General features: G+C 69.8%; 19 protein-coding genes. 8 read left to right on the forward strand and 11 right to left on the reverse strand.

What is annotated here, in order from left to right; genetic code table 11:
- Positions 1 to 13: 13 nt before the first annotated feature.
- The 4 genes from OG293_RS26505 to glnII all read right to left on the reverse strand — a co-directional run bounded on the left by OG293_RS26505 (position 14) and on the right by glnII (position 4,122).
- Positions 14 to 661, reverse strand: a complete 648-nt coding sequence (locus tag OG293_RS26505) for a LuxR C-terminal-related transcriptional regulator (RefSeq protein WP_406001277.1) — start codon at positions 659 to 661, stop codon at positions 14 to 16.
- The gene (locus OG293_RS26510) at positions 646 to 1,914 is read right to left on the reverse strand and encodes a sensor histidine kinase (protein WP_406001278.1); all 1,269 of its coding nucleotides are present in this window, start codon (positions 1,912 to 1,914) and stop codon (positions 646 to 648) included. Before OG293_RS26510 ends, OG293_RS26505 begins: the two co-directional genes overlap by 16 nt.
- Positions 1,915 to 2,157: 243 nt before the next feature.
- Positions 2,158 to 2,727 (reverse strand): winged helix-turn-helix domain-containing protein, encoded by a 570-nt coding sequence (locus OG293_RS26515; RefSeq protein ID WP_406001279.1) that lies wholly within the window; start codon positions 2,725 to 2,727, stop codon positions 2,158 to 2,160.
- A gap of 375 nt (positions 2,728 to 3,102) precedes the next feature.
- A complete protein-coding gene (glnII, locus tag OG293_RS26520; protein WP_406001280.1) occupies positions 3,103 to 4,122 on the reverse strand; it encodes a glutamine synthetase in 1,020 nt (339 codons plus the stop codon).
- Between the two features lie 279 nt (positions 4,123 to 4,401).
- On the opposite strand from glnII, the gene OG293_RS26525 reads away from it, so the two are divergent.
- Positions 4,402 to 5,319 carry a Gfo/Idh/MocA family protein gene (locus OG293_RS26525; protein WP_406001281.1) on the forward strand — a complete coding sequence of 306 codons (918 nt, stop codon included), beginning with the start codon at positions 4,402 to 4,404 and terminating at the stop codon, positions 5,317 to 5,319.
- A gap of 154 nt (positions 5,320 to 5,473) precedes the next feature.
- Here OG293_RS26525 and OG293_RS26530 read toward each other — a convergent pair whose 3' ends face one another.
- Both OG293_RS26530 and OG293_RS26535 read right to left on the reverse strand, forming a co-directional pair.
- A complete protein-coding gene (locus tag OG293_RS26530; RefSeq protein WP_406003718.1) occupies positions 5,474 to 6,061 on the reverse strand; it encodes a hypothetical protein in 588 nt (195 codons plus the stop codon).
- An 816-nt stretch (positions 6,062 to 6,877) separates the two neighbouring features.
- Positions 6,878 to 7,240: an arsenate reductase family protein gene (locus OG293_RS26535; RefSeq protein ID WP_406001282.1), complete on the reverse strand. Its 363-nt coding sequence runs from the start codon at positions 7,238 to 7,240 to the stop codon at positions 6,878 to 6,880.
- Between the two features lie 121 nt (positions 7,241 to 7,361).
- Here OG293_RS26535 and OG293_RS26540 point away from each other — a divergent pair, with 121 nt between their 5' ends.
- From OG293_RS26540 to OG293_RS26560, 5 genes are all read left to right on the forward strand, one after another.
- The gene (locus tag OG293_RS26540) at positions 7,362 to 7,631 is read left to right on the forward strand and encodes a hypothetical protein (RefSeq protein ID WP_406001283.1); all 270 of its coding nucleotides are present in this window, start codon (positions 7,362 to 7,364) and stop codon (positions 7,629 to 7,631) included.
- 210 nt (positions 7,632 to 7,841) lie between these two features.
- Positions 7,842 to 9,185, forward strand: coding sequence for a glycoside hydrolase domain-containing protein (locus OG293_RS26545; RefSeq protein WP_406001284.1), 1,344 nt, complete (start codon positions 7,842 to 7,844; stop codon positions 9,183 to 9,185).
- A 330-nt stretch (positions 9,186 to 9,515) separates the two neighbouring features.
- Entirely contained in the window at positions 9,516 to 10,385 is an 870-nt protein-coding gene (locus OG293_RS26550; RefSeq protein WP_406001285.1) for an arpA protein, read from the forward strand.
- A gap of 166 nt (positions 10,386 to 10,551) precedes the next feature.
- Positions 10,552 to 11,385 (forward strand): class I SAM-dependent methyltransferase, encoded by an 834-nt coding sequence (locus OG293_RS26555; protein ID WP_406001286.1) that lies wholly within the window; start codon positions 10,552 to 10,554, stop codon positions 11,383 to 11,385.
- Between the two features lie 16 nt (positions 11,386 to 11,401).
- The gene (locus OG293_RS26560) at positions 11,402 to 13,219 is read left to right on the forward strand and encodes a choline/carnitine O-acyltransferase (RefSeq protein ID WP_406001287.1); all 1,818 of its coding nucleotides are present in this window, start codon (positions 11,402 to 11,404) and stop codon (positions 13,217 to 13,219) included.
- Positions 13,220 to 13,567: 348 nt separating this feature from the next.
- Here OG293_RS26560 and OG293_RS26565 read toward each other — a convergent pair whose 3' ends face one another.
- Genes OG293_RS26565 through OG293_RS26580 form a run of 4 tightly spaced genes read right to left on the reverse strand, consistent with a single transcriptional unit; the run spans position 13,568 to position 17,009 of the window.
- Complete coding sequence (locus tag OG293_RS26565; RefSeq protein WP_406001288.1) at positions 13,568 to 14,098, reverse strand: AAA family ATPase; 531 nt, start codon at positions 14,096 to 14,098, stop codon at positions 13,568 to 13,570.
- Between the two features lie 39 nt (positions 14,099 to 14,137).
- The gene (locus OG293_RS26570; protein ID WP_406001289.1) at positions 14,138 to 15,013 is read right to left on the reverse strand and encodes a glycosyltransferase family 2 protein; all 876 of its coding nucleotides are present in this window, start codon (positions 15,011 to 15,013) and stop codon (positions 14,138 to 14,140) included.
- Positions 15,007 to 16,227, reverse strand: a complete 1,221-nt coding sequence (locus OG293_RS26575) for a hypothetical protein (protein WP_406001290.1) — start codon at positions 16,225 to 16,227, stop codon at positions 15,007 to 15,009. The genes OG293_RS26570 and OG293_RS26575 overlap by 7 nt, the downstream gene beginning before the upstream one ends.
- The gene (locus tag OG293_RS26580) at positions 16,221 to 17,009 is read right to left on the reverse strand and encodes a glycosyltransferase (RefSeq protein WP_406001291.1); all 789 of its coding nucleotides are present in this window, start codon (positions 17,007 to 17,009) and stop codon (positions 16,221 to 16,223) included. Before OG293_RS26580 ends, OG293_RS26575 begins: the two co-directional genes overlap by 7 nt.
- Positions 17,010 to 17,149: 140 nt before the next feature.
- On the opposite strand from OG293_RS26580, the gene OG293_RS26585 reads away from it, so the two are divergent.
- Positions 17,150 to 18,124, forward strand: coding sequence for a multiprotein-bridging factor 1 family protein (locus tag OG293_RS26585; protein ID WP_406001292.1), 975 nt, complete (start codon positions 17,150 to 17,152; stop codon positions 18,122 to 18,124).
- 23 nt (positions 18,125 to 18,147) lie between these two features.
- Entirely contained in the window at positions 18,148 to 18,690 is a 543-nt protein-coding gene (locus OG293_RS26590; protein WP_406001293.1) for a peptide deformylase, read from the forward strand.
- 554 nt (positions 18,691 to 19,244) lie between these two features.
- Here OG293_RS26590 and glnA read toward each other — a convergent pair.
- Positions 19,245 to 20,654: a type I glutamate--ammonia ligase gene (gene glnA, locus OG293_RS26595; protein ID WP_406001294.1), complete on the reverse strand. Its 1,410-nt coding sequence runs from the start codon at positions 20,652 to 20,654 to the stop codon at positions 19,245 to 19,247.
- Positions 20,655 to 20,730 lie beyond the last annotated feature (76 nt).

Here is a 20,730-nt window from a genome sequence, read left to right on the forward strand (position 1 = left end):
GGCCGGCGCGAAGCTACCCGCGGTCCAGATACGCGAGCACCGCGAGCACCCGGCGGTTGTCGTCGTCCGACACCGGCAGCCCCAGCTTCCCGAAGATGTTCGACGTGTGCTTGGCCACCGCCCGCTCCGTGACCACCAGTTGCCCGGCGATGGCCGCGTTGGAACGGCCCTGCGCCATCAGCTCCATGACCTCCAGCTCACGTGGCGTCAGCCCGCCCAAGGGCTTGTTCTGCGACCGCCGCGAGAGCAGCTGTGCGATCACCTGCGGGTCCATCGCCGTGCCGCCCGCGGCCACCCGCCGTACGGCGTCGATGAACTGTTCGGCGTCGAAGACCCGGTCCTTGAGGAGATAGCCGACCCCGCCGTTGCCGTCGGCCAGCAGCTCGCGTGCGTACAACTGCTCCACATGCTGCGACAGCACGAGCACCGGCAGCCCGGGCCGTGCCTGCCTGGCCGCCAGCGCGCACTGCAGGCCCTCGTCCGTGTGCGACGGCGGGAGCCGGACGTCGACGACAGCGACATCCGGCTCCAACTCGGCCAGCGCCTTGGTCAGTTCGGGCCCGCTCTCCACCGCGGCCAGAATCTCGAAGTCGTACGCCTGAAGCATGCGGACCAGGCCGTCACGCAGCAGGAACAGATCTTCGGCTAGAACAACGCGCAAGGGATCTCCATGGTGACCATGGTCGGGCCGCCCGCGGGACTGCTGACGGCGAGTACGCCGTCGAATGTACCGAGCCGGCGTTCGATACCACTCAGTCCGGAGCCCGAACCGATCGAGGCGCCGCCCCTGCCGTCGTCCGTGACCGCGATGCGCAGCGAGCCGTCCGCATAGGTCAGATCGATCCAGATCCGGTCGGCGCCCGCATGCTTGACCGCGTTGGTCAGGACCTCGCTGAGCGCGAAGTACGCGGCGGACTCGACCGGGGCGTCGGCGCGGCCGGACAGTTCCACATCCACCTCGGTCTCCACGGGAGTGCGCAGCGCCAGCGCCTTCACCGCGTCCCCGAGCCCGCGCTCCGCCAGGACCGGCGGGTGGATACCGCGGACCAGGTCGCGCAGCTCGGTCAGCGCCTCTGCGGAGGACTCACGCGCCTTGGAGATGAGTTCCTTGGCCTGCGCCGGGTCCTTCTCGATCAGCGCCTCGATCGTGCCGAGGTTCATCCCCATGGCGACGAGCCGGGCCTGTGCCCCGTCGTGCAGATCCCGTTCGATACGGCGCAGTTCGGCCGCGGAGGAGTCGAGCGCGTCGTGCCGGGTCTCGGTCAGCCGGTCGATGCGCTGCTCCAGTTCCCTCGCGTGGCCGGGGGCCAGCATCGCGCGGGTGAGCCGGAAGTGGGAGCGGACCAGGACCGGGTTGGCGTTCATGGCGACGACCAGCCAGATCACCCCGAGCGCAGCCGCCAGACCGGCCGTGGTCCAGCTGTCGACCGGTACGAACGCGTACCAGTAGGTGCCGTCCGCCTCCACGATCGGCTTCCACAGGCCGGTCAGGAGCAACAGGCCGAAGATCCCGTCGAGGACCAGCCCCGGAGCGACGAGCGTGCCGACCGCGCCCGCCGTCATGTCCACCAGCAGCCACCGCATGTCCCGCCAGGTCGCCGGGTCCTTCAGCATCAGCGTGCAGCGCTCCACCTGGCCGGTGACGCCGGTGCGCAGATCGCGGGGGAAGGCGCGGTACGGGACGGGTATCCGCACAGACGCCCACCGGGCCGCCAGCAGCCGCCGCTGATGGGCGTGGGCGCGCACCAGGGCCAGCACCGTGGGAGTGGTGAACACACCCACACCGATGGGGATCAGGCATAGGGAGACCACCGTCAACACGAACAACGTGATCGACCCGATCAGCGCCATCAGCGCGAGCACCAGCCCTTGTACACCGGCCACCACCGCGTCACGTGCCTTCACAGCCATCATGGTGTTTCCCCTCGCCGTCCGGTCTCAGGCACCAGTGTGGCCGGGGCGTTCAGCGAAGGCACTGGGCTCTGCCACCGAGTGGGGGTGTAGCCAGCACCACCCCCTGAGCTCGCCTTTCGTCCCCGGGGAAGGGCCCAGCTGCTGGTGTGGCGTCGCGTGCTTCGCCCCCCGGGACTCCGCCCGGGGGAGCCGACGGGGCTGCGTGTGCAGCCCCGCTGCCGATGGAGGACGAGCCGTCGCGGCTCAGGGCGCGTACTTGTAGCCGACTCGCCGTACCGTCTGGATCGTCCGGCGGTGCTCCGCGCCCAGCTTGCGGCGCAGCCGCGCGACATGAACGTCCACCGTCCGGCCGTCGCCGACATGGCCGTAGCCCCAGACGGTCGTCACCAACTGGTCGCGGGTGTGCACCCGGTGGGGGTGGGCCACCAGACGCGCGAGCAACTCGAACTCCAGATAGGTCAGATCGAGCGTCGCGCCGTCCACATGGGCCGTGCGCTGCTGCGCGTCGATCCGCACGGGGCCCTCGCCCGCCGCCCCCTCCGGCTGCTCGGGCGACATCCTGCCCGGGAGCTGATCGGCCGGCAGGAGCACGAGGTAGCCGACCATCGGCGGCCGGCCCGGCAGGGTGGGCAGAGTGTGCTGGGGCGCGGGCAGCCATGTGGCCCCCGGCGGAAGGAAGCCGGCGACATCGATCAGAGCCTCCGGCGCGACGACCTCGTCGCGTTCGACGGCTCGGAGCCGATGCCGGCCCGGGGTGGGCGTGTCGGCGGCGGGGACAGCGGAAACGGCGGAGAAGGTACGGGTGTTCGCCATGAGAGGTCAGCTCTTTCGCGCGAGAAGTCGACGAGGAAACGTACGGACCTGCGCGCTGGCCGAAGGCCGGGATGGGCGGCTTTAGAGGGCCTGCGCGTTCTTCGCGCGGCAACACACCCGGTCGAAGTCGTGATGCTGCCGGGACGGCCAGAACGGCTCAAGGTCGGTGCGCCCCGTCGCGGTGTGCTGGTGGCTGGCCATGTCCCTATTGAAGCAGATGGCAGGGTGCCGCATCAGTGCCCTTCCGTACCTTGATACGACTCCGGCGCTCACCTCACGCCGAAGGGCGCTCAGCTCAGCCGGAGGACGCTCACCTCACGCCGAAGGGCGCTCACCGGCCGTACCGGTGAACGCCCTTTCGTGATGCCCGTGGCGTCAGACCTGGTCGGCCTTCTCCAGCGCGGCGCAGCAGGTTTCGACGAGGAGACGCGTCACCACGTACGGGTCGACGTTGGCGTTCGGGCGGCGGTCCTCGATGTAGCCCTTGCCGTCCTGCTCGACCTGCCAGGGGATACGGACCGAGGCGCCGCGGTCCGAGACGCCGTAGCTGTACTCGTTCCACGGGGCGGTCTCGTGCAGACCGGTCAGGCGGTCGTCGATGCCCGCGCCGTAGTTCTTGACGTGGTCGAGCGGCTTGGAGCCCTCGCCCAGAGACTCGCAGGCGGTGATGATCGCGTCGTAGCCCTCGCGCATCGCCTTGGTGGAGAAGTTGGTGTGCGCGCCCGCGCCGTTCCAGTCGCCCTTGACCGGCTTGGGGTCGAGGGTCGCGGAGACCTCGAAGTCCTCGGCGGTGCGGTAGAGCAGCCAGCGGGCCACCCACAGCTGGTCCGAGACCTCCAGCGGGGCGAGCGGGCCGACCTGGAACTCCCACTGGCCGGGCATGACCTCGGCGTTGATGCCGGAGATGCCCAGACCCGCGGCGAGGCAGTTCTCCAGGTGGGCCTCGACGACGTCACGGCCGAAGATCTCGTCAGCGCCGACACCGCAGTAGTAGCCGCCCTGCGCGGCCGGGAAGCCGCCCTCGGGGAAGCCGAGCGGGCGTGCGCCCTTGAAGAAGGTGTACTCCTGCTCGATGCCGAAGATCGGCTCCTGCGCGGCGAACCTCTCGGCGACCTCGGCGAGCGCGGCTCGTGTGTTGGTCTCGTGCGGCGTCATGTCCGTGTTGAGGACCTCGCACATCACGAGCACGTCGTTGCCGCCGCGGATCGGGTCCGGGCAGGAGAAGACCGGCTTGAGGACGCGGTCCGAGGCGTGGCCCTTGGCCTGGTTGGTGCTGGATCCGTCGAAGCCCCAGATGGGCAGCTCGGCGCCGTCCGTCAGTATCTTCGTCTTCGAGCGAAGCTTGGCGGTCGGCTCTGTGCCGTCGATCCAGATGTACTCAGCCTTGAACGTCACGGGGCCTCATCCTTTGCGGGTGCAGCGGTCTGCTGTGCAGCTTCGCAATTCGGGATTTCCCGACCGTTGCCCGATTGTGAACCCCACGTTACGCCGGACCGGTGCTCCGGTCCCGCCGCCTGGTGAGGTCCGCGACGAAGGTGTGCGGAACGACGGAGAGGCCGTGGACAGCGGGCGGGCATGCATCGGATCCGTCCGCTTCGTATACGGGATCCCTCTCTTCGCGGCCTACCCCGGGACCATTCCGGCGGCGGGCACACGGCAGGCACACTGGGGCCCATGACGAACCCCGCGAAGCGACTGCGTATCGGACTCCTCGGCGCCGGGCCATGGGCGGAGCACACTCAGGCTCCCGCGCTGGCAGCCCACCCGGATGTCGACTTCGCCGGGGTGTGGGCCAGGCGGCCCGAGGCCGCCGTCGCGCTCGCCGGTGCGCACGGCACCACGGCCTACTCCGGCGACGACGGCGCGGACGCGCTCTTCGCCGCCTGCGACGCGGTCGCCTTCGCGCTTCCGCCGGACATCCAGGCGCCGCTGGCGGCCCGCGCCGCCGCGGCGGGCTGCCACCTTCTGCTGGACAAGCCGGTGGCCACGAGCGTGGAGGCGGCAGCGGAGACGGCGCGGGCCGCCGAGCGGGCCCAAGTCGCCTCGGTGGTCTTCTGCACGCTCCGCTTCTCCGCGGACACCGTGGCCTGGATCGCCGAACAGGCGGCGGTGGACGGCTGGTTCACGGCTCACGCGCAGTGGCTGGGCTCGCTGTACGCGCACGGCGGGGACAGCCGCTATGCCGCCTCGCCGTGGCGGCGCGAGAAGGGCGGTCTGTGGGACGTCGGACCGCATGTGCTGTCCGTGCTGATTCCGGTGCTCGGCGATGTGACGCAGGTGACCGCGGCACGCGGCCCCAAGGACACCGTGCATCTGGTGCTGGGGCACACCTCCGGTGCGTCCAGCACGGCCACGCTCGGCCTGAGCGCTCCGCTGAAGGCGTCCGGCGTGAGCATCGAACTCGTGGGGGAGCCGGGGAAGGTCGCACTGCCGGACTGGGGCGACGCGGTCCGCTCGTTCTCATCGGCGGTGGACGCGCTGCTGGAGTCGGCGCGCACGGGCCGGGCGCACGACTGCGACGTACGGTTCGGGCTGCGGATAACGGAGATCCTGGCCGAGGCCGAACGTGGCCTCGGGCCCCAAGGGGTGTAGGGCCTCTCGTTGTGCCCGGCGGCGGTCGGCAGGGCACAAGGCCAGGACGGTGCCGTGCCAGACCCGACGGACATCCGCTTCCGCGGGCGGGTGGACTTCCCAGAGCCCGCCCGAGGAGTCGGGAAGGGGCGGCACCGTCCTGAGATCCGCCGGGTCAGCCGATCTTCTCGATCCGGGCCTTGCGGATGAGGAACTTTCCGGGCTCGCGGACCTGCTCGAAGGCGGCGTTGTTCAGCAGGGCGCAGCTCCCGGAGGTGGAGGCGACCTTGACCGTGGTCGACTTGTTGTTGTCGAGGTTGGTCACCTTGAGGGTGGTGCCGATCGGGAACTGGCCGCTGGAGGCGGCGGGGGCGCCGGCCTCGCCGGAGAGGGTCACGGTCGATCCGGCGCAGACGACCTGACCGGCCGCCTGACCGCCGCCGTTCTGGTCTCCGCCCTGGTTCCCGCCCTGATTGCCGGCCTGGCCGCCGCCTTGACCGCCGCCGTTCTGGTTCCCGTTCTGGTTTCCGCCCTGATTACCGTTGCCGATCTTCTCGATCCGGGCCTTGCGGATGAGGTTCTTTCCGGGCTCGCGGACCTGCTCGAAGGCGGCGTTGTTCAGCAGGGCGCAGCTGCCGGAGGTGGAGGTGACCTTGACCGTGGTCGACTTGTTGTTGTCGAGGTTGGTCACCTTGAGGGTGGTGCCGATCGGGAACTGGTTGCTGGAGGCGGCGGGGGCGCCGGCCTCGCCGGAGAGGGTCACGGTCGATCCGGCGCAGACGACCTCGCCGTTCGCCTGACCGCCGCCGTTCTGGCCTCCGGCCTGGTTCCCGCCCTGGCCTCCGGCCTGGTTGCCGCCTTGGTTCCCGGCCTGGTTTCCCGCGGGCGGCTGAGTGGCCTCATCTCCCGCACCTCCCGCCTCGCACCCGGAAGCCGCCTGCTTCCGCTTGATCTCCTCGATGACCGCTTGCCGGTTGGCGATCCTCGCCTCGGACTGCGCGTCCGGATTGGCCCGCTGGTCGGCGATGAACTTCTCGTTGTTCTTCAGGGCGGTGTCCAGGCCGTCGCAGGCCACCGACGCGTTGCTGGTACCGGTCATGACGACTGCCGTACCGCCGACGACGACGGCGGCGCCGACGAGCATGGCGATCTTCTTCTTACCGCTGAGGGTCTTCTTGCGCGACACGTGGGACTCCTTGTCGGGTCGGTTCCGTGTGCCGTTACGTACGAGTAGCCCTCACGTTCTTCTCAGCAATCCTACCTACAACTTCCTTAATCTTTCTTAAGGTTGGTGCTGGTCAGCGGGCTGACGGGGCTTGGTCAGCGGATATCCACCCCGGCGGCCGACCGCTCCCTACCCGCCACTCACCGGGGCCGCTGCCAGGGACACCATCGGGGTTCGCTGCCGGCGGCTGCGGTCGCCGCGTCCGCGTCGGCGGGTGTGCTGCTCGTCGAACCCCTCACGCACCGCCGCTGGTACGCCGTCCCGCTCTGAGAGCGGCAGGAGGGCCTCCTGCCCCGCTCCGAGGCGGCAGGGGCCCGCCGTACCGGTCCGTGGCGGCGGGAGGATCCGGCTGTCTCACTCGCGGCCGAGTGCGTCCCTTACCGCCTCGTCCGTACGCGCCACCAGCGCCGATCCATCGTCCGCCGTGATGATCGGCCGCTGGATCAGCTTGGGGTGCCGCGCGAGCGCGGCGACCCACCGGTCGCGTGAACCCTCGTCCCGCGCCCATTCCTTGAGCCCGAGCTCCTTCGCCGCGGCTTCCTGCGTCCGCGTGATGTCCCAGGGTTCAAGTCCGAGCCGCTCAAGGACGGCCCGGATCTCGTCCTCGGTGGGCACGTCCTCCAGGTAGCGCCGGACGGTGTATTCGGCGCCTTCCGCGTCGAGCAGATCGATGGCGCTGCGGCATTTCGAACAGGCGGGATTGATCCAGATCTCCATGCCGCCACGGTACCGCCAGCGCATCCCTCAAACGCCGCCTGGCCAGCGCCGATTGTCAGTGGCCGCCACTAGAATGAACAGTAGTTCGGGATGGTCCCGCCACCGCGCCAGGAGGTTGCCGATGGCCGTTGCCACACTCATGACGAAGCCCGTGTACCAGCCGCCGAAGAAGAAGCCGCTCCCGGCCGGACAGCCGCGCGAGTGGTATGTCTCGCACAACCGCCGGCTGAAGGCCATGCGCCTGGCCATCGCCCTGCTCGACTCGGGCGTCTACCACCCGGCCACGGCGGACAACCGCACGATACGAGCGACGGCGGAGCGGGTGGGAGTCCACCCGCCGTCGGACACGACGTGTCGCATGGTGCGCGCACTGATCCGCTACGGCCGCTGAGCACGGGCTGAAGCAGGGCTGAAGAAGGGCTGAACGAGCGTCCGTGCGGACGCCGAACGGCCGCCCGGGTCGGGGCATCCCGCCGCCGTTTCCCACGGGTTGCGGCGGCGGGACCACGTCCCGCAGGAAACCGGCCCGGCGTGGGGTGCGTTCGGTGCGGATGGGGGCATTCTGGTCCCAGTCGCTTCGAGCAGCCCCGGGGGGCCCGTCATGTCGCGTCCGCACCGCACTTTTCGTGCGCTCCGGAGATTCCTCGTCCTGTGCGCCGCCGGTGTGCTGGGCGCCGGCACATCACTCGCCTTCGCCCCACCCGCCGCCGCCGAGCCGGCCACGGCGGCCTCCTTCCCCGTCGGTTCGAGCGCGACCCGGTACGCGGGACTCGCCTTCGACACGTGCACGGCACCGACGCTCAGCGCGATCAAGGCGTGGAGCGACTCCCCGTACCGTGCCGTCGGCGTGTACTTCGGGGGCGTCAACCGCACGTGTGCCCAGCCGCAGCTGACCTCTTCCTGGGTCGCGTCCGTATCGGCGCTGAAGTGGCGCCTGCTGCCCGTCTACAAGGGTCTGCAGCCATCGTGCGGCGCAAGGCCCACCGACGCCAAGATCAGTACGGTCGCGTCGACCGCCAGGTCCCAGGGCGCCTCGGCGGCGACCGACGCCATCGCCCGCGCCAAGGCACTCGGCATGCAGCCCGGCAGCGCCTTCTACAACGACATCGAGGACTACACGCAGACGGACGCGGTCTGCCGGACGTCCGTCCTGTCGTACCTCTCCGGCTGGACGAAGGAGCTGCACAGACTCGGCTATGTCTCGGGCGTCTACATGAACCTCACCCTCGGAGCCAAGCAGCTCTCCGACGCCTACACCTCGACCACATACGCCCGGCCCGACGCGCTCTGGATCGCCCGCTACGACGGAGTCGACTCCCTCAAGGGCTGGACGAACATCGCCGACTCCAAGTGGGCCGTACACCAGCGGGCCAAGCAGCTCCAGGGCAGCCACGACGAGACGTACGGCGACGTCACCATCAACATCGACACCGACCGGCTCGACGCCCCGGTCGCCACCGTGGCGTACACCTACCAGGTGACGAGCTCCACCACGCTCGGCGCCCGCACCGGCCCCACGACGGGCTACCCCGTCGCGAAGACCTACGCGCCAGGCGCCTCCCTCACGGTGGTCTGCCAGGCGCCCGGTTCGACCGTGGGCGGCACCCGCGTATGGAACAAGCTCACGGACGGCACGTACGTCACCGACCACTACGTCAACACGCCCTCCGACACCAACTACAGTGCGCCGCTGCCGCGTTGCACCTATCCGTACCAGACCACCGCCCCGGTCGGTCTCACCGAGCGCACCGGCCCCGGCACGTCCTACGCCGCCGCGGGGACCTCGCCCAACGGGTCCCTGGCGTGGGTGTACTGCCAGCGGTCCGGCTCGGCGGTCGGTACCACCAAGGTCTGGGACCGCATGGACAACGGCCGCTATGTCTCCGACTACTACGTCTCCACGCCGAGCAAGCGGACCTACAGCGGTCCGGCCCCACGCTGCTGATCCCGGCGCCGGGCCCTGTCCGGTGCCCAGGCCCTTTCGGTGCCCGAGGAGGGCTCAGCCGGCCGTACCGGCGGCCCAGGTGGGCAGCACGGCGCGCGCAGCGAAGGGCCCCTACGCGTGTCGGGCACCGCTCTTCGCCGGTATCTGGCCGGCCGTCAGGAGGCCACACTGTCCGGCCGGCCCGGCCGGCCGTGGTCAGCGCGTCGCGGCCGGAGTATGCCGCCGCGACAGAGTGTGACTTGTCACAGACAACGGGGCTGCGCTGTGGGAGCTTCAACTGCGATACCCCTCAGTGGAGTTCGTGGTCGGCCCGCACATGAAGAGGATCCCATGAGCACCTTGGAAGCCATGCCACTCGACCAGGTGGTCGACACCGCTCGCTACCCCCTGTCGGAACTCGACGGCGCCGAGGGACGGACCGTCGTGTCCCGTGCCCGGCGCGAACTCTCGGCTCTCGGCTGCACCGTGCTGCCGGACTTCATCCGCCCGGCCCTGCGCGACATCCTGCGCGAGGAGTGCTCGGCCATCGCCCCCCAGGCCCATTTCGACGTCGAGACCGTCAACGTCTACAACATCGCGGTCGACTCGGCCCTCCCCGCTCATCACCCGGGCCGCAAGGTCTTCGAGCGGGGCAACGCGTTCGTCGCCCGGGACCGCATTCCCGCCGGTGCCCTCATCAGCCAGCTCTACTCCCACACTCTCTTCCAGCGCTTCATCGCCCACTGCTTCGAACTCCCGCGGCTGCACGAACTGGGGGACCCGCTCTCCGGCCTGGTGCTCAATGTCGTCGAGCCCGGCAGGGAACACCCCTGGCACTTCGACACCAACGAGTTCACCGTCAGCATGCTCACCCAGGAACCGCGGGCCGGCGGAGTCTTCGAGTACTGCCCGAACATCCGGTCTGCCGAGGCCGAGAACTTCGACGACGTACGGGACGTACTGGAGGGCAGGGGCGGGCGGCTGACCCGGCGCCTTCCCCTGCGGCCGGGTGACCTTCAACTGTTCAAGGGCCGCTACTCGCTGCACCGGGTGAGCCCCGTCCAGGGAGAAGTGGCCCGGCACTCGGCGATCTTCGCCTACAGCGAGCGGCCGGGCGTCATCGGCAGCGTCGCACGGACCCGTCAGCTCTTCGGCCGCGTACTGCCACAGCACCTGGCGGCCGAGGGCCGGGCGGTCCGGGGCGACGGGCTGCTGGACTAGGTCCTGTCCGGGCGAGGACGTACATGCTGCCGCCTGTGCCGTGCCAGTAGCCGTCGCCTGTGCCGTGGCCGTGGCAGTAGCCGTCGCCTGTGCCGTGGCCATGACTGTTGTCGTAGGACGTTTCCCCATCCGCTTCCACTCTGCGATCCACGGAGGAGCAAGCCCCGTGCGTTTCGACGCGACCGGAAAAGTCTCGCTCGACCACATCTACACCCAGCCGGACCCCCGCACCTACTTCACCGTGCTCCGCCCGCTCGGGTACTGCGTGCCGCAGCAGGCCAAGCCCTACTTCGCCAAGCTCATCCAGGAGTACCGGGACTCCCTGCACGTCGAGGTGCCCCAGGTGCTCGACATCGGATGCTCGTACGGAATCAACGCGGCCCTGCTCAAGTACGACGCAACGATGGACGAGCTGTACGCCCGCTACGGCGACGCCGAGCGCAAGCGCGAGAGCCGCGAGGCGCTGCTGGACCGCGACCGCGAACTGGCACGCTCGCGCCGCCCGGCGCAGCGCGTCCGTTTCGTCGGCCTGGACGCCTCCGCCTCCGCACTGTCCTACGCGCGCGAGGCCGCGTTCCTGGACGACGCCGTCCACGCCGACCTGGAGAACAACGATCCCACCCCGCGCCAGCGCACCCTGCTCGCGGGGACCGACCTGGTGATCTCGACGGGGTGCCTCGGCTACGTCACCGAGCGGACGCTCGCCCGCGTCGTGCGGGCGCAGGACGGCCGTCGCCCCTGGATGGCGCACTTCGTGCTGCGGATGTTCCCCTTCGACGCCGTCGACCGCGCGCTGACCGGTCTGGGATACCGGACCATCCGCGTCGACGAGGTCTTCAAGCAGCGGCGGTTCGCCTCTCCGCAGGAAAAGTCGCTCGTACTGGACGGCATGTCGGCCGCAGGGGTGGATGCCCGGGGCCTGGAAGAGGAAGGCTGGCTCCACGCACAGCTCTACATCTCCCGGCCCGACGACACCCCACATGTCTCCACAACGATCTGAATCGAGAGCAGAAGTGATGATCAGTCAGGAAGCAGCGGGCAGCACCTTCTCGCGGGAGAACAGCCTGCCGCGAGTGCCGCTGCCGACGCTTGAGGCGAGCTGCGAGAAGTTCCTCGCCTGGTGCGCCCCGCTGCTGACCGCCGAGGAACGCGCCACAACGGAGACGGAGGTGGCAGCTTTCCTGCGGCCCGACGGCCCCGGCCGGGTCCTGCACACGGCGCTGGAGGAGTACGACGCCTCTCCGGGCGTGCACAGCTGGCTCGACACGTTCTGGCCGTACCGCTACCTGGGCCGCCGGGACCGGATCGCGCTCAACGCCAACTTCTTCTTCCTCTTCCGGGACTCGGACGAACCGCAGGTGGAGCGGGCCGCCGGACTCGTCGCGGGCGCGCTCAACTACAAGCGGCAGCTCGACCAGGAGCTCATCCCGCCGGTCGTGCAGCGCGGAACGCCCCAGTCGATGGCGCAGAACAGATTCCTCTTCTCCACGACCCGGATCCCCGGCGCGCAGCAGGACACCGTCCGAGCCCCGTACACCGACCGGTCGCCCGGCCCGTCGGACGCCCGGCACATCGTGGTGTTCTTCCGCGGCGGCATGTTCCGGCTCGACGTACTCGGCGCGGACGGCGTCCCGCACAGCCTGGACGACCTGGAGGCGGGGCTGCGCGCCGTGATGAAGGCCGGCGCCGAGCCGGCCGCCGACTCGGTGGGCCACCTGACCACGATGGCCCGCGCACAGTGGGCGGCGGCCCGCGGGTCCCTGCTCGACCGCCACCCGGGCAACGCGGGCGCACTGGACGACATCGAGACCGCGCTGTTCTGCGTCGCTCTGGAGGACTTCGCACCCACCGACACCCAGGAGACCTGCGACCAGCTGCTCTACGGTGACCGCGGCAACCGCTGGTTCGACAAGGCCGTGACTCTGATCGTCTTCGCCGACGGCCGGGCCGGCATCAACGTGGAGCACTGCGAGCTGGACGGAACCACCATCCTCAGCTTCACCGACGCTCTGCTGAGCACCCCGGCGAAGGAGCAGTCCCGCCAGTCCGGCGCCCGCTCCCAGGGTGTGCCGCAGCCGCGGCCGATCGTGTTCGAGCTGGACGACGCCCTGCGCGCACAGCTCCGCTCCGCCGCCGACGCCTTCACGGCGTACGGAGCGGCCACCGCGACCCGCACGGTCTCCTTCGCTGACTTCGGCAGCAACGCGGCCAAGAAGCTGGGGGTCTCGCCGGACGCGTTCGTCCAGGCCGCCTACCAGCTCGCCCATCAGCGCGCCAAGGGCCTGTTGGGCGCCACGTACGAGTCGATCGCCACCCGCCAGTACCGCAACGGCCGGACCGAGGCGATGCGTGTCGTCACGCCCGAGATGGTCGCGTTCGCGGCGGCCATGGAAGACCCGACGACGGACGCGCCCACGCGCCGCGCCGCCCTCCACGCCGCGGCGGCGGCCCATGTGGCACGCGCCAAGGAGTGCCAGTTGGGCCAGGTCCCCGAGCAGCACCTGTGGGAGCTGGAACTGATCCAGCGCCGGCGCGGACCGGAGCTCGGGGTGACGGAACAGCCCGCCCTGTACCGGACACCGGGCTGGCTGACGATGCGGGACGACTATCTGAGCACCAGCTCGGCGCCGTCCCACAACATCCAGTACTTCGGCTTCGGCTCGACGAGCAGCCGCTGCATCGGTGTCGCGTATGTCCTGCTGCCGGAGCGCTTCAACATCTACCTGAGCACCCCTGCGGCGGTGGCGGACCAGATGCTCACCTTCGCGGACCGCCTGCGGGAGTCGGTGGAGGAGCTTCGGGAACTGCTCGCGACCCAAGAGCCGCAGACCTGACCCGAAGGGCCCTCGGCGGCGGTCGAGGGCCCTTGGCTCACGTTTTCGGCGGTACGACCTGCACGGCGCGGGCAGACATCCACGATGCGGGCGCGCGACGGCTCGGCACGCGTGGTCGGTGCCACGACTGAGGGCCGCCACCCAGGTGGCGGCCCTCAGCGTTGCTGACACTGGGTCAGGAAATCGACCGAGCGGTGCACAAGGGGGGTGACAAACGAGCGGAACAAAGTGAACTGCTGAGAGCCTGCGCCTACGGCGGTGTGCGAGCAGAGCGCTGAGCGCAGCCAACGCCAAGCCAGTGGCGGACCACGCCATGGTCGGTGATAACGAGCAGTCAGTGGGCCTGCTTCAGTCCTGCCTGTGCCTGGCCGCAGACAGCGCCGCCAAAAGCGCGTCCAGGTCTCCGGTGTAGACGATGACTTCTTCGTCGTCGACCGGGGGGTCGAATCGGGCGAAGAAGTCGTCGAGGGCTTCGGGGGTGACGGTGAGGGCGTTGGCGTCCTCGCGCTGGTTGCGTTCGGCAAGGCGTCGCAGCAACTCCTCCCGGTCGGCGGGGAGGTAGACGACGAGGGGGTGGCCGCCCGCTTCGCGGGCGGCCTGTTGCCAGACGTCGCGCTCGGCGCGCCGCCATAGCCCGTGGTCCAGGACGACGTCGTTCCCGGCTTCCAGCTCCTTGACGAACCGTGCCCGGATCGCCTCGACCACGGGCCGTTCGCGCTCGAAGTAGGTGTGCTCGGGGTAGTCCACGCCGTATCGGCCGTGGAGGCGGTGCACCTCCTCGTCCACGGACAGCCGCGTGCAGCCGTGGTCGGCCAGGGCTTGGGCGACGGTGGTCTTCCCGGAGGCGGTGATGCCAGCCAAGAGATCGGCGAGGGGCACGTGGTCATCCCTTCCGCGACGAGCTGTCCGTGGGCGCGTTCATTGTCTCCAATCCTGGCTGGTGCGCGCGTGCGGTCGCCAGGCCGTGACAATGCTGCGGGCCTCGCTGGGCCAGCTGAACGGCATGCGGTCCAGGCTCACCCGGCGGAAGGCGAACCGCGGATCGCTGGTGTTGATCACGCCGCCGTGCTGGCCGACGTGCGACAGGAGACGGCTGGCCTCGTCGCGCACGGCCGGGGTCTGTTCCTGCCATGTGCCGGTCGAGAAATGCTGGACCCGGTGGCGGATGTCGTCCAAGACGCCCGAGCGCCACTTGAAGTGGTGAACCGCGCAGATACGGTCGGCATCCGGGCGCTGTCCGGGGGCCCTGTGGTTGCCGCCCGCCACGGTGACATCGTGGCGGGCGAGAACGATCTTGCGGGGGTCTCCGTGCAGCAGCCGGTGGGTGAGGTGGCCGCCGAGGGGATAGGCGAGATCCAGTCCGCCTTCGGGCCTCCAGCCGGTCAGGCGCCCGCTCGCGGCGATCCGGTCGAGCATCAGGCCGCCCACGACGCGGTGCCCGGACTTCTCGGCCTGGGCGATCACCTCACTCAGCGGGGCGGGGTACTGCTGGAACTCGTCGGCGTCGGCGAGCAGGTGCCAGCCCGGGCCGGCCCGGTGCCGCAGGGCGTCCCTGAGCTGGGTGTTGGTGTGCTCGTGCCACGGACCGGTGCTGGTGCCGGTGGGGATGATGCCCAGTTCGCGGCTGGCGGCCTGGAGTTCGTGCCGCTGCTGGTCGGGCACGTGCTCGGGGAAGTGGAAGGCGATCAGGAACCGCTCGACGCCCAGCCACCGGTAGTGGCGGACCCAGGCGGCCAGCAGCGGGGGTTCGACGGGGCCGACGACGGCGATCAGCGCGGGAGGGGTGCTCAGCATCGGGACTCCTTCGTACGCAGTGAGGCGAAGGTGCGGGTGAGGAGGTCGGCCTGCCCGGCGGCCGGCCACATCCCCAGCAGGTGGGGCGCCTCGGGGCCGGGCCGCTCGGGCGGCTGACGGATGACGCTGTGCAGGGCCTCGGCGAGGGCGTCCGGGGCGCTGGCGGTGAAGGTCAGGGCCCAGGGCCGGCCGCTCAGGCGGGCGGTGGGACCGGGGTCGTGGTCGGAGACGACCAGGGGGACGCCGAGGCGGGCGGCGTCCATCACGAGCCCGGACTCCTTGCCGACGCCGGGGCGGCGGGTGACCAGGGCGGCGTCGGCGGCGGCGTAGACCAGCCGCAGCACCGATTCGCTGACCGGTCCGGGCACCGTGTGGAGGCGGACGTTCGGCAGGTCGCGCCATCGGGCGAGCACGGCTTCTTCGAGCGGGATGCCGGTGACCACCAGGTGCAGCGGCTCCTTCAGCAAGGTCAGGGCGGCGTCGATGACTCCGATGTCCTTGTAGGGCCACCAGCCGCCGACCAGGCACACCGCGGCTTCGCCGTTGGGGATGGCGAAGGCGGTGCGGCCGCCGTCGCGTTCGGCGTCGGTGAGGCGGCGGCCGTCGTCGACCGCGAAGGCCCGCACTACCGCGGGCAGGTCCGGGAAGGCTGCCCTGAACTGATCGCCTACGGCCTGGGTCGGGCACATCGCCAGAATCTGCCTCTCGCCCCGGCGGGCGAGCCGGCCGAGGAACCGCACGACGGCGTCCTCGGTGGTGACTTGTTCGTGGACGAACCGCAGGTGTGGCAGCCCGCCGAGGAGGGCGGCGGCACCGTGCAGGGCCTCGCTCGCGCTCAGGATCACCACCGCCTCGGCGCCGGACGCCAGCCGGCGGGCGGTCCGCAGGGCCGACGCCTCCGCAAGGCACCGGGCGATGAGGGTGATCTGGTGCGGAAGCCGCCGCAGGAAGCGCGGCCAGCGGCGCGAGCGGAAGACCCGCAGCCCAGCCCTGGAGAGCCCGACCGCGAGGCGGGAGGCGGCCAGCAGTACGGCCGCCGGGTGCCCGGCCGGTGCGGTCACCAGCCGGGCCCCGGCTTCGCGTAGGGCCGCCATCGACTCGCGGACGATCCCGTGCGGGGCGATCACCAGGCTGCAGGGCCGGGCCTGGGCGAGGGCCACCAGCGTGCGCTGGTGGTGCCCGCCCAGGCGGTCGGCGTACGGCTCGATCAGCACCTGGGGCTGTCGTCCAGGCCCTTGCGCTCCGCCCGGCGCTGGCCGAACAGGTCCATGACCCGCAGCCTGACGGTGCCCGACGCGACCAGGTCGCGGGCCAGGCCCACGAACTGCCCGGTGCCGTAGTGCGCGTACAGCCGGTGGTTGTAGACGCCGATCGCCCCGGCGCCGGAGGCGGGCTGCATGGTGGCGGGGTCGCGTACCAGACGCTCGTCACGCGGGGCGGGCACCACTCGCAGCTTCTCGTCGAGGTCCACGGTCATCCGGGTGGCTGCCGCCGACACCCAGGACGCGGCCGTGGAGGAGTGGACCAGCACCCGGTCACAGGCGGCCAGTCCGGCGGCGAACGCCAGCAGCACCGTCCGCCCGAGCCCCGCGTCGTTCAGGGACGGGTCGACCTGGAGCTGACCGCCGCCCGTGAAGGAGAAGGGCAGGTAGTGGCAGTAGCCGGCTAGTAGGGCGTTGGATCCGGCCTCCAGTAGGGCCGAGCGAATCGCCGGGGCCTCCTCGATCTGGTTGGCCACGACCACGTCGGGCTTCTCCGCCCGGATCAGTGCCACCAACTCGTCGATGTCCGCGGAGAAGCGGGCCCGGTACTTCGTCCCCGGCACCTTCGTCTGGTGGAATCCGCAGCGTGCATCCCCGGCCGGAGCCGGGGCCGCGACCGTCACCTCAGCCCCGGCATCCGCCAGAGCCGGGGCAAGCAGGTCCGCGAAAACCCACCCCGAGTCGGCCGAAAGCCGATCGGGGTTGGAGATGTTCAGCAGGTACAGCACGCGCATGGTGCTTCGCCTCCCTCATCTGCCCGGAGGGTCGATCCGGGCCAGTAAGGGAAGGAAAGCGGCGACGCAGACCGTGACGGGATGGTGAACTTGGATCACTCACAGTTCATTCATGCTCACCACGATGACGCGGGGCTTCGATGGAAGCGCAAGGCGAGGAGATCACCGCCGAGCAGGCGGCCGAGGACTACGCAGCCGAGGTGGCGCGCTGGCGGGAAGTACGCGGCATGTCCAAGAGGGCGTTAGCGCTGGCCATGGGCTTCGACCCCTCCTATGTCAGCCACGTGGAGTCGGGCCGCCACAAGCCCAGCGAGGAGTTCTCGCGTCTCGCCGACGAGTCACTGAACGCCGGGAAGGCGATCTGGAGACGCTGGTGCGACTACGAGCAGGCAAGGGCCCGTACCCGGCGGCCAGCGGCGGCGCCGCCCGCCCAGCGCAGGCCCGAACAGCCGTATGCGACCGGATCGGCCCTCGTCGTGGAACACGACGCGGCGCGGCTCCAGTACGACGGCAGCTCGTACCGGCTGACCATGCGCCGACGGCTGCGGAACACCGGCGACGAGCCGGTGACCCGCTACCTGATCCGTATCTCCGTGGACCGCTACCCAGGCGACCCCCAGCGGTCCAACGCCCACTACCGGGCACACCCGTTGACCTGGGAAGAACTCGACCTCACCGCCACCTGCCGGGGTGAGGCGATGCGGTGGCAGGCCAAGCACGACCGCGATGCCTTCAAGGAAGTCTGGCTGCTGTTCGACAACGAACACGGCCGCTTCCCGCTCTACCCCGGCGAGTCCGTGTGGATCGAGTACGCCTACACCGTCGGCGACGACAAATGGGGCAACTGGTTCCAGCGAGCCGTCCGCCTGCCCACCGAACAACTCGAAGTCCAGCTCGCCTTCCCTGCCACCCTCGACCCCGTCGTGTGGGGCACCGAGACCTCCATGACCGCCGAAGCCTCCCCGCTGCGAACCCCGCCCGTCCGCAGCGACGACGGTGAACTACGGCAATTCACGTGGATCACGACTACACCCGCCCTGCACGCTCGGTACCGTCTGGAGTGGCGGTTTCGGGCACGGACCGAACGCGACACAGATCAAGGGGAGTTCAGGTGATTGACGTGCGGCCCAGTCAGCGAATGCGAGACCTCGGCGTCGTCCAGCACGGCGCCGGCATTCTCAGCGAACCGGCCCGCGCCTTCGACCTGCCCGCCGAGCGTGACGAGGCCGAACGCATCACGGACGAGCTGTTCGCCGCCATGGAACGGATCGGCCAGGTCCACCCCTTCGCCAAGGGCATGGGCATCGCCGCCCCGCAGATCGGCATCGCACGCGCCGCCGCAGTCGTCCAGCCGCCCGGCGACGCCCCCGCCATCACCCTCCTCAACCCCCGGATCACCACCCGCTCCGAGGAGATGGACGAGCAGTACGAGGGCTGTCTGAGCTTCTTCGACGTGCGCGGCCTCGTACCCCGCCCCCTGAAGATCACGGTGGAGACCACGGCCCTGACCGGCGAGACCGTGACCACCGTGTACGAACGCGGCCTCGCCCGCCTCATCCACCACGAGATCGACCACCTCGACGGACTGCTTTACTCCGCCCGCATGCGAACTGGCGTCGAACCGATCCCCGTGGAGGAATACCGCCAGACCGGCCGCGCATGGGTCTACGACGGTGCCTGACCCACAGGAATGCCGTCGGTGCAGGTGGGCGAGAACACGCCACGGCTCGGCTCTGATCCGCTACCGCTTGACGCGGCCGCGGACGGCAAGGACGGCGAGACCGAGCAGGACCGGCTCGCCAATGCGAGAGATCATCATATCCAGGGGACGCGGCGTGACGGCCGCTCGGTTGCCGTGCCGCTCGCGTACGTCAGTCCGCTTGTATCACCTCGGATGAAACATCGCCCAGGCTGTCTCGAGACCGGTTGTGAGTCATCAGGCCACGGCCCGCAGGGAAGATCCCCGCAGGTCACCGACCTGGCTCGTTACTAGGAGACCGAGAAGGCTGCCGCCGTACACAGAGCCTGGACGAGCCAGCGAGGGCCGCTACCCCGACTATGGGGTAGCGGCCCTCGCAGCGTTTCTGACATCAAGTTAGAGAATTGGCCGGGCGGTGCACACTCGGTGCACAAGGAGGCGGCAAGCAAGCGGTGACAGTGAGAACTACTGAGAAGAGTTTTCGCAGGTCACAGCCTGTTTCCAGGGATCCCGCCCAGGTCACCCGACCCCGCTCTTTAGATGTCGAAGTACAGCTCGAACTCGTGCGGGTGCGGGCGCAGCTGGATCGGGGCGATTTCGCTCGTCCGCTTGTAGTCGATCCACGTCTCGATCAGGTCGGACGTGAAGACACCACCGGCCTGCAGGTACTCGTTGTCCTCCTCCAGCGCTTCCAGCACCGCCGGGAGCGAGGTCGGGACCTGCGGGACGCCCGCGTGCTCGTCGGGGGCGAGCTCGTAGAGGTCCTTGTCGATCGGCTCCGCCGGCTCGATCTTGTTCTTGACGCCGTCGAGGCCCGCGAGCAGCAGCGCCGAGAACGCCAGGTACGGGTTCGAGGACGGGTCCGGGGCGCGGAACTCGACGCGCTTGGCCTTGGGGTTCGAGCCCGTGATCGGGATACGCATCGCAGCCGAGCGGTTGCGCTGCGAGTACACCAGGTTGACCGGGGCCTCGAAGCCGGGGACCAGACGGTGGTAGGAGTTCACCGTCGGGTTGGTGAACGCCAGCAGCGACGGGGCGTGCTTCAGGATGCCGCCGATGTAGTAGCGGGCGGTGTCCGACAGGCCCGCGTAGCCCTGCTCGTCGTAGAAGAGCGGGACGCCGCCCTGCCACAGCGACTGGTGGACGTGCATGCCCGAGCCGTTGTCACCGAAGATCGGCTTCGGCATGAAGGTCGCGGTCTTGCCGTTGCGCCAGGCGACGTTCTTCACGATGTACTTGAAGAGCATCAGGTCGTCGGCCGCGGCCAGCAGCGTGTTGAACTTGTAGTTGATCTCGGCCTGGCCGGCGGTGCCCACCTCGTGGTGCTGGCGCTCGACCTGGAGGCCGGAAGCCTCCAGTTGCAGGGAGATCTCGGCGCGCAGGTCGGCGAAGTGGTCGACCGGCGGGGCCGGGAAGTAGCCGCCCTTGTAGCGGACCTTGTAGCCACGGTTGTTCTCGACCGCACCGGTGTTCCAGGCGCCCGCCTCGGAGTCGATGTGGTAGAAGCTCTCGTTCGCCGCGGTGTTGAAGCGCACCGAGTCGAAGACGTAGAACTCGGCCTCGGGGCCGAAGTACGCGGTGTCGGCGATGCCGGTGGAGGCGAGGTACGCCTCGGCCTTCTTCGCGATGTTCCGCGGGTCACGGCTGTACTGCTCGCCCGTGATCGGGTCGTGGATGAAGAAGTTGATGTTGACGGTCTTGTCGCGGCGGAAGGGGTCGACACGAGCGGTCGACAGGTCCGCGCGGAGCGCCATGTCGGACTCGTGGATGGCCTGGAAGCCGCGGATCGACGAGCCGTCGAAGGCCAGCTCTTCGGCCGGGTCGAACGCCGCTGCCGGGATGGTGAAGTGCTGCATCACACCAGGCAGGTCGCAGAACCGGACATCGACGAACTTCACGTCCTCGTCGGCGATGTACTTCTTCGCGTCGTCGGCGTTCTGGAACATCCAACTCCTCCTACTCCCGACCCGGGAGGGGCGGGGTTGCAGCTCGGTTGTGCGGCCAGTGCGGTGGCACACGCTG

This window comes from Streptomyces sp. NBC_00829 (assembly GCF_045161795.1).
Lineage (GTDB): Bacteria > Actinomycetota > Actinomycetes > Streptomycetales > Streptomycetaceae > Streptomyces.

Bases quoted from the DNA above. Each gene is read 5' to 3' on its own strand.
- OG293_RS26550 (WP_406001285.1), top strand. From the start codon at position 9,516: ATGAGCACCTTGGAAGCCATGCCACTCGACCAGGTGGTCGACACCGCT.
- OG293_RS26535 (WP_406001282.1), bottom strand. From the start codon at position 7,240: ATGGAGATCTGGATCAATCCCGCCTGTTCGAAATGCCGCAGCGCCATC.
- OG293_RS26590 (WP_406001293.1), top strand. From the start codon at position 18,148: ATGCGAGACCTCGGCGTCGTCCAGCACGGCGCCGGCATTCTCAGCGAA.
- OG293_RS26540 (WP_406001283.1), top strand. From the start codon at position 7,362: ATGGCCGTTGCCACACTCATGACGAAGCCCGTGTACCAGCCGCCGAAG.
- OG293_RS26570 (WP_406001289.1), bottom strand. From the start codon at position 15,013: ATGCTGAGCACCCCTCCCGCGCTGATCGCCGTCGTCGGCCCCGTCGAA.
- OG293_RS26525 (WP_406001281.1), top strand. From the start codon at position 4,402: ATGACGAACCCCGCGAAGCGACTGCGTATCGGACTCCTCGGCGCCGGG.
- OG293_RS26510 (WP_406001278.1), bottom strand. From the start codon at position 1,914: ATGATGGCTGTGAAGGCACGTGACGCGGTGGTGGCCGGTGTACAAGGG.
- OG293_RS26560 (WP_406001287.1), top strand. From the start codon at position 11,402: ATGATCAGTCAGGAAGCAGCGGGCAGCACCTTCTCGCGGGAGAACAGC.
- OG293_RS26545 (WP_406001284.1), top strand. From the start codon at position 7,842: ATGTCGCGTCCGCACCGCACTTTTCGTGCGCTCCGGAGATTCCTCGTC.
- OG293_RS26515 (WP_406001279.1), bottom strand. From the start codon at position 2,727: ATGGCGAACACCCGTACCTTCTCCGCCGTTTCCGCTGTCCCCGCCGCC.
- OG293_RS26585 (WP_406001292.1), top strand. From the start codon at position 17,150: ATGGAAGCGCAAGGCGAGGAGATCACCGCCGAGCAGGCGGCCGAGGAC.
- OG293_RS26580 (WP_406001291.1), bottom strand. From the start codon at position 17,009: ATGCGCGTGCTGTACCTGCTGAACATCTCCAACCCCGATCGGCTTTCG.
- glnA (WP_406001294.1), bottom strand. From the start codon at position 20,654: ATGTTCCAGAACGCCGACGACGCGAAGAAGTACATCGCCGACGAGGAC.